This is a genomic window from Sphingobacterium sp. SGR-19 (genome assembly GCF_011043555.1).
Classification (GTDB): domain Bacteria; phylum Bacteroidota; class Bacteroidia; order Sphingobacteriales; family Sphingobacteriaceae; genus Sphingobacterium.
The window spans coordinates 1-7,157 of sequence record NZ_JAAKGS010000017.1; the positions used below are offsets into that span (position 1 = coordinate 1).

Sequence of the window (7,157 nt, forward strand, 5' to 3'; positions counted from 1 at the left end):
TGTAAATCGTCAGCAAAAAGTGGACAGGTTATTTTAAAAACTTAAGGAGTGTTTTTTAAAAAAAACTTAAAACTGAGTTTTTATAACTAGGGTCGTGCTTGGAATAGAACTAACAAAAATATCAGGTGAGGAAGCCTCGACTTTAAAAGTTTAAGCGCATTGGTGATCTGGTTTTTTACGGTTTTTTCGCTAATACCTAATTTTTCAGCAATTTCGCGATGCGTGAGATACGCTGTTCTGCTTAGTTCAAATATTTCCCGCATTTTAGGAGGGAGTTGCTGGATTTCAGATTGAATACAGGCCTGCAATTGTTTTTCACGTATGCGATAGTCGGTATCTGCCACATAAGTGTTGGCATACCCGGATAGGTTGTCGAGGTATCTGTCGATAACTTTGTTATGCGCCAAGCTATTGATGAACATATTTTTGAGCATTTGGTAGAGGTAGGCAGAAAGATTGATTTCGCTATGCAAGGTGTCTCTTATATCCCATATCTTCGTGAAGACGCGTTGAAGGAGATCTTTAGTATCCTCCCGATTTTGGATCAGTCCATAGGCATGTACATATAAGGCTCCACTGTAACGCTCGTACAGGACAGCAAAGGCCTTTTCGTCGTCTTGACGAATAAGATTAATGAGGACTTCATCAGCAAGTTTGTTGTAGTCGCTATTTTTTATCCCGTTCATTTGCTGATAAAACGAAAAATGGTTGGAATCGATTACGTTATTTTTATATAAGTGGCAGTAAATATAGTTCTTTATTGAAAATTTTGTGTATTTGTTACGATATTTTTACCGCCGCGCTACATTGGCTTCGTAATGGGGATGTTTGCGGAGTCATTGATAATAGTTTTGGCGCGTTTTATCTACTTTGGGAAAGATAGTTCTTTTCTTTCGGCGGAAATCGGTGTCGTTATGTACATATACATGTGGATGCACGCACGTGATATAACGGTTTTGTACCACGACATAGCCGGTATGTCTGGTGTATTATTGCTGTTTTCACTGGACATATGCGTTATGTACTATGCGTTGACGATGCCTGCACGCTACATGTGAGTTTTGTTGGGTGACTTGTTGATCAACTACAGGTAGTGGCGCGTGGTGTCCCGTAAGTGCATGCATTTGTTGCCGGACTTCTCGACGATGTGCCTTGCGTTGTACGTTTTGTACCATGACATAGCGGTCAACTACAATGCGGTAGACGCTATGTATAGGTACAAAATGGAGCTTTTTTCGGTTAAATTTTATCAAATCTTATCAATTTCTATCAAATCCTATCAAAAGTTCATTCGAGGCGGAGCTGCTTTTTACGTTTGTACTGTTCGATCTCGCGAGGAGAACATAAAAAGCATAAAAAATGGCTACAAAATTTAAAGCGCTTATCGGCTTTACACGAATGAAAGACGATGAGCTCATGGTAACCGCTGCAACGATCATCGGTGCTATGACAGACAATGTACACTTCGAACAACCAACGCCTGCATTGGCGGCGGTACAAGAACTGCTGGATGATTTCTCGGCGAAGCTAACGGCTGCAAGACGCCGCGGTTCACCGGAGGAAACAGCCCTCAAGAACGAAAGCCGTCTACCGCTGGAGGCTGCGCTGCGTCAGCTGGCGTATTATGTAAATGGCGTGGCAGAGGGGCACTTATCGACCTTGTTGAGTTCGGGCTTCCCGACCAATGGGACCAGCGGTTCCGTTCAGGTTCCCCTGAAGGTGGAAGGTGTAAAGCTCAGCGACGGTAGGCAATCGGGGCAGGTGAGGCTGGATTTTGATAAACAGCGCAACGTGTTGCTATATGAGTATCAATATCGCTTGCAGGGCGAGGCCGAATGGAGTGAGCGCTTCACGACAAGCTCATCGCGTGCCAATATTATTGCACCGTTGACGGCAGCTGAACGCTATGAAGTGCGGGTGCGTGCGCTAAACACGCAGGGAACCGGGGATTGGAGTGATAACGCAACAATGGTGGTCAGATAATATGGCATTGAAGAGCACCTTGGTTCTCCGACGGACTTACGGAGAACAGGGAACCAACGGAACGATTTACTTCAACGGCGAGAAGATCTGCCATACGATCGAGCTTCCTTGGCGTAACAACTTGCAGCGTTTAAGCTGCATCCCGGAAGGGTGCTACAAGCTGGAAAAGCGGAAGTATACCAAGCACGGAGAGCAGATCGGTATCCCGGCTGTCCTCGGACGGGAAGCCATCTTGATCCACGCCGCCAACAACGCCATGAAGCAACTAATGGGATGCATCGCACCTGTCACCGAGCTCACCGGCGAGGGCACCGGTGACGAAAGCGGTAAAGCGTTGGATAAACTTAAGGCCCTGGTCTACACTCTATGGGAGCAGGGAGATGAAGTGTTTCTTTTAATCCGGGAGGGGCGATGAAAAAAGTCATCCGGAAAATCAGCCAGGCAGTACAGGTGGTACTGCTGGCACCCATCAAGCTCCCGGCAAAAGCGATGAGCGTGTTGAAGTACATCGCGGTGGGCTTGGGTATCATCGAGCAGGTGATGCAGGAGGAGGATACGGAGCCAAAAGCCGAAAGAAAGGAGGGCAGCGATGCGGACGATGAGTAATGTGCAGTTTGGTACGGTTGGTGGTACCATCTGTTCGGTCTGGAACAGCTTCGACTGGAGCAACCTCTTGCACACGGCATTGATCGCGGTGGTGGGCGCTGCGGTGAGCTACCTCACCAGCCGCTTGCTGGAAGGTCGGCGACGAAGGCGACGGCGGTAATTAGTAAGTTTCTTTTGTTGGGTTTATATTGTTGCGAACTCCCGGGGTGTAAGCCTCGGGAGTTTTTTAGTAGCCATTTTCTTCACCGATAAGGAAGGCGACAAGCTTTGCTACATGCTCCGGTTGTCCTAACGAGCGAGTAGGGTTTCGCTACTCGAATAGGTTGGGCGCTGTTGTTAGCGCATACAAGGGTATGTTAGTCATCCAGTCCTCTTCTCGATAATTGCTCATAGAGGTTCGTATAGCTGTGTCGGGCTTATACTTGTCGTAATAAACGCGAAGGCTTTTGGCCTGCAGGTTTTCTTCGGCTTTTACCTCTATCGGTATGATTTTGCCGTTTTTTTGAATTAAAAAGTCTATTTCGGCTCTTGAATTTTCCAAAGACCAATAGTAGATACTCATGTCTCCGCGGGCGGTTAATTCTTGCAATACGTATTGTTCTGTCAATGCGCCTTTAAATTCCTGGAATAACGCTTGGCCTTCTAGCAAAGTGCGTACATCTAAATCGGTCATAGCTCCTAATAGACCTACATCTACCAAAAATATTTTAAACGAATTGAAATCCTCATAAGCTTTAAGTGGTATACCAGGCTTAGTTACATTATGCACGCGGTGTACTAGACCACAGTCAATCAACCAAGCGATCGCGAGCTCATAATCCTTCGCGCGTGCACCTTGCCGAATAATACTATATATAAATTTTTTATTCTCTTTTGCCAACTGTGCCGGAATAGAGTTCCATAGCATGCGTATGCGTGGTACGATCGAACTAGGAGCATGTTTGGAGAAATCTTGCTCGTATGCGGCAAGAATTCTTTTTTGTATCTCGCGTACTTGCTGGAAGTTTTTGTTTTCAGCAAAAGCAGTTACCGCTTCAGGCATCCCGCCAACGTAATAATACTGTCGCAGAAGTTCCACATAGCGAGAAGAGAATCCAGCAATGAGTGTCCAATCGGGATTCTCCAACAGGGTTACGAGCGCACGTTCTCCTAATGCTGCAGCAAACTCGGAAAATCGTAGTGGGTATAAATCTAAAAATTCAACCTTGCCTACCGGAAATGACGTATGGCGCGTCAATGCTACTCCCAACAGTGATCCGGCACAGATAATATCATATTGAGGAGCATTCTCGTAAAAATATTTCAACGAGGTAATTGCCTCGGGTGATTCCTGTATTTCATCAAAGATGATTAAGGTATCCGCATCGATAGGCATACCGGTCTCAATCTGAAGGCCTAACAAAATGCGGTCGATGTTGAAGTCTAGCTTAAACAAATCACGGATTACAGCATTACTCTCCATATTAACATAAGCTACGTTTTTATATTCTGTTTTACCAAAATGTTTCATTAACCATGTTTTGCCCACCTGGCGTGCACCACGGATAATAAGTGGTTTATGCGATTTTCGCCCTTTCCACTCAAGTAGCTTTTCGTAAAGATCACGTCTCATGAAAACAAAAATACAAAAATATGTACGACTTTTTGTATGATCACTACATTTTTATGTACGACTATTTGTGTAAACACTATACTTTTATGTACGAGTTTTGAATTTCGTGCGTGAAAAACGGTGCCCGATGAGTGGGTATACGCTGTCAATAGCTGCCCTGCTGTTGTTCTGCTCTACTTTGTGGGTTTTAATATCGTGAATAATCTGATTAATTATACGAAGACGGGGGGGGGATTTGTAGTTTCAAAACTGCAAAATGGATACACTTCTAAACTTTCAGGATATTTTGTTACAAAGTGTTACGAATGATTTTCGTAGATATCTTCATGAAAAGATCAATTGGAATCAGCGCATGATCGGTATCAAGGGGCCGCGCGGTGCTGGAAAAACAACGCTATTGCTCCAGCATCTCCGTCTTGTCAAGACCCTGTTGTCCCTTGTGTTGTCCGCTTTATCATGTTACAAAATGCGCTTGTACACTGGCGGAGCGGACATGTACAGTGTCCTGACAGTGCCTGCACGCGACATATCGGTCTTGCGGCGTGCCGAAACCGCTCTTACACTTGCTTGGAGCGTTTTGTCCCTTGCTGAATTCATTTTGCAACTTGACTTGTCCGTTTTGTACAGTGTCGAAGCCGTCAACTACATTGCGGTAAACACGATGTATAGGCGCAAAATGCGTTTCTTTTCGGTTAATTTTCATCTATTATTTTTTTTCAAAGGCTGATGAGAGCTCTCCCGATAAATCGGGTTTGGTTTTATCAAATCTTATCAATTTCTATCAAAAGTTCATTTGAAGCTAGGTTGCTTTTTACGTTTGTACTGTTCGATCTCGCGAGGAGAACATAAAAAGCATAAAAATGGCTACAAAATTTAAAGCGCTTATCGGCTTTACACGAATGAAAGACGATGAGCTCATGGTAACCGCTGCAACGATCATCGGTGCCATCTGCTCCGTCTGGAACAGCTTCGACTGGAGTAACCTCCTGCATACGGCAGTGGTTGCAGTGATAGGTGCTGCGGTCAGCTACCTCACCAGCCGGCTTCTCGAAGGCAGGCGGCGAAGGCGACGACGTAATTGGTAAGTTTCTTTTGTTGGGTTTATATTGTTGCGAACTCCCGGGGCGAAAGCCTCGGGAGTTTTTGTTATCTTTATCGAACCACTAGATATTGGATTGTGGAAGATTTTAGACAGCATATACGATGACGAAACAAATGGATACCCTATTGAAACTGGAAGAAGTCGGACAATTTTTGCTGGCTATTTTGTTGTTTACGCAATTGGATTACGCCTGGTGGGTATTCCCAGCTTGTCTTTTATTACCTGATATTTCCATGTTCGGCTATGCGGTAAATCCCCGCGTAGGAGCCGTTGCGTACAATATTGTTCACCATAAATTCACGGCATTGTTGGTTTTAGCCATTGGGTTCATATTCCACATCCCGGTATTGTCCCTCGCGGGTATCATTCTCTTCGGCCATTCGGCCATGGATCGGATTTTCGGTTATGGGTTAAAGTATGGTGATGATTTTAAGCATACGCATCTCGGCTGGATCGGTAAAAAGAAGTAGAATTTATATTTCATCCCTGTCTTTATATCTAAATGCATATAATTTAACGTGAATAAATATTTTTATATGTTTTTGCATATAATACGGTTTTTTTTCTTAAATTCGTTGCAAAAGCATATAATAATGATGGCACTTGCAGATTTTGTAAAGCAAAAAAGAAAGGAAGTAAATCTTACCCAGGAAGAGTTTGCTGAACGAGCGGGAGTTGCATTAACCGTAATCCGAAAAATAGAACAGGGGAAAGAAAACCTGAATCTCGAGAAAGTAAATCAAGTACTTAAAATGTTCGGGCATACTTTAGCTCCCGTAAATGCAAGAGAACTAGCCAGGATTAAATAATAAGCAGATAGCAGGTATTGCTAAACGTTTTAAGAAAAGAAAACCAGTTGCGTTACATTGGATAGATAGTTCTTTTCTTTCGGAAGAATACAAGAAAAAGTATAAAGATCTTTTAGAAGAAAGATATAGCAAGTTTTATGAATGATTCGTCCTATTTCATTGTCGCTGGCCTCATGCTTTTTGCCATTGTGGTTATTATTTACATTTTTAAGTACAGCGGTACGAAGAAAATTCCAGTACCTGTTGCCTTCACAGACGAGCTGATGGGAGAGATCCTCGAGAAGCAAGTACGGTTTTATCGTCATCTGCCAACGGATGAACAGCAGACGTTCTTGACAAGGGTACGCTATTTTTTGGAGCATACCAAGATATCGGCAGAAAAAGGGGCTGTGGTTACCGACGAGGATAAAGTACTCATTGCGGCGAGTGCCACCATTCCGCTTTTTCATTTCAAATTATGGGTCTACCGCAATCTCACCGAAGTACTGGTGTATCCTGATTATTTTGATGAGCGCTTCAGTACGGCGAGCGAACAGAGAAATGTCGCTGGGATGGTTGGTTCAGGTGCCCTCAGCAGTAAGATGATCCTATCACAGCAGGCGTTAAGAAATGGTTTTTTGAATATGTCTGCTGGCAATACCGCCATTCACGAGTTTGTACACCTCATTGACAAGGCCGATGGCGAGGTGGATGGTATTCCCGAATATCTTATCCCGAAGTCGTTGATCGAGCCTTGGATCAAAGAGATGCATAAAACCATCCGCGAGATCCGATCGGGCGAATCCGATATTCGAGCATACGCAGGTACCAATGAAGCGGAATTTTTTGCCGTTGTATCCGAGTATTTCTTCAAAAAGCCTGCCTTGCTAAAAGAGGATCATCCGAAGTTATACCATATGTTGGACCAAATCTATGGTGTATCCGAATTGCCATAACGGAATTTCGCGGATATTGACGAACTTTGCTGGGAGGTACAATGATGCAACAAGGTGAGACATATGTAGATTTCCGAATAGCTGTTCCGGCTGGCTATGAAAATATATTC

Annotated in this window: 10 protein-coding genes; 8 read left to right on the plus strand and 2 right to left on the minus strand. The window is 44.0% G+C overall.

Features of this window, described 5'->3' with window-relative positions; translation table 11 throughout:
• Positions 1-86: 86 nt before the first annotated feature.
• The gene (locus G5B43_RS19060) at positions 87-686 is read right to left on the minus strand and encodes an RNA polymerase sigma factor (RefSeq protein WP_165296395.1); all 600 of its coding nucleotides are present in this window, start codon (positions 684-686) and stop codon (positions 87-89) included.
• Positions 687-1,359: 673 nt separating this feature from the next.
• Between G5B43_RS19060 and G5B43_RS19065 the strand changes: the two genes are divergently transcribed.
• The 3 genes from G5B43_RS19065 to G5B43_RS19075 are packed head-to-tail and all read left to right on the plus strand — an operon-like array spanning position 1,360 to position 2,589.
• Positions 1,360-1,983 carry a fibronectin type III domain-containing protein gene (locus G5B43_RS19065; protein ID WP_165296396.1) on the plus strand — a complete coding sequence of 208 codons (624 nt, stop codon included), beginning with the start codon at positions 1,360-1,362 and terminating at the stop codon, positions 1,981-1,983.
• 1 nt (position 1,984) lies between these two features.
• Entirely contained in the window at positions 1,985-2,398 is a 414-nt protein-coding gene (locus tag G5B43_RS19070) for a DUF5675 family protein (protein ID WP_165296397.1), read from the plus strand.
• Entirely contained in the window at positions 2,395-2,589 is a 195-nt protein-coding gene (locus tag G5B43_RS19075) for a hypothetical protein (RefSeq protein WP_165296398.1), read from the plus strand. The genes G5B43_RS19070 and G5B43_RS19075 overlap by 4 nt, the downstream gene beginning before the upstream one ends.
• Positions 2,590-2,899: 310 nt before the next feature.
• Here G5B43_RS19075 and G5B43_RS19080 read toward each other — a convergent pair whose 3' ends face one another.
• Positions 2,900-4,201, minus strand: coding sequence for an ATP-binding protein (locus tag G5B43_RS19080; RefSeq protein WP_165296399.1), 1,302 nt, complete (start codon positions 4,199-4,201; stop codon positions 2,900-2,902).
• 256 nt (positions 4,202-4,457) lie between these two features.
• Here G5B43_RS19080 and G5B43_RS19295 point away from each other — a divergent pair, with 256 nt between their 5' ends.
• From G5B43_RS19295 to G5B43_RS19105, 5 genes are all read left to right on the plus strand, one after another.
• A complete protein-coding gene (locus tag G5B43_RS19295; protein WP_206367429.1) occupies positions 4,458-4,928 on the plus strand; it encodes a hypothetical protein in 471 nt (156 codons plus the stop codon).
• A gap of 133 nt (positions 4,929-5,061) precedes the next feature.
• Positions 5,062-5,286, plus strand: a complete 225-nt coding sequence (locus tag G5B43_RS19090) for a hypothetical protein (protein WP_165296400.1) — start codon at positions 5,062-5,064, stop codon at positions 5,284-5,286.
• 118 nt (positions 5,287-5,404) lie between these two features.
• Positions 5,405-5,773, plus strand: coding sequence for a DUF4260 domain-containing protein (locus G5B43_RS19095; RefSeq protein ID WP_240904930.1), 369 nt, complete (start codon positions 5,405-5,407; stop codon positions 5,771-5,773).
• Between the two features lie 123 nt (positions 5,774-5,896).
• Entirely contained in the window at positions 5,897-6,112 is a 216-nt protein-coding gene (locus G5B43_RS19100) for a type II toxin-antitoxin system Y4mF family antitoxin (protein WP_165296401.1), read from the plus strand.
• 137 nt (positions 6,113-6,249) lie between these two features.
• On the plus strand, positions 6,250-7,047 hold the full coding sequence (locus tag G5B43_RS19105; RefSeq protein WP_165296402.1) for a zinc-dependent peptidase: 798 nt from the start codon (positions 6,250-6,252) through the stop codon (positions 7,045-7,047).
• Positions 7,048-7,157: the final 110 nt, after the last annotated feature.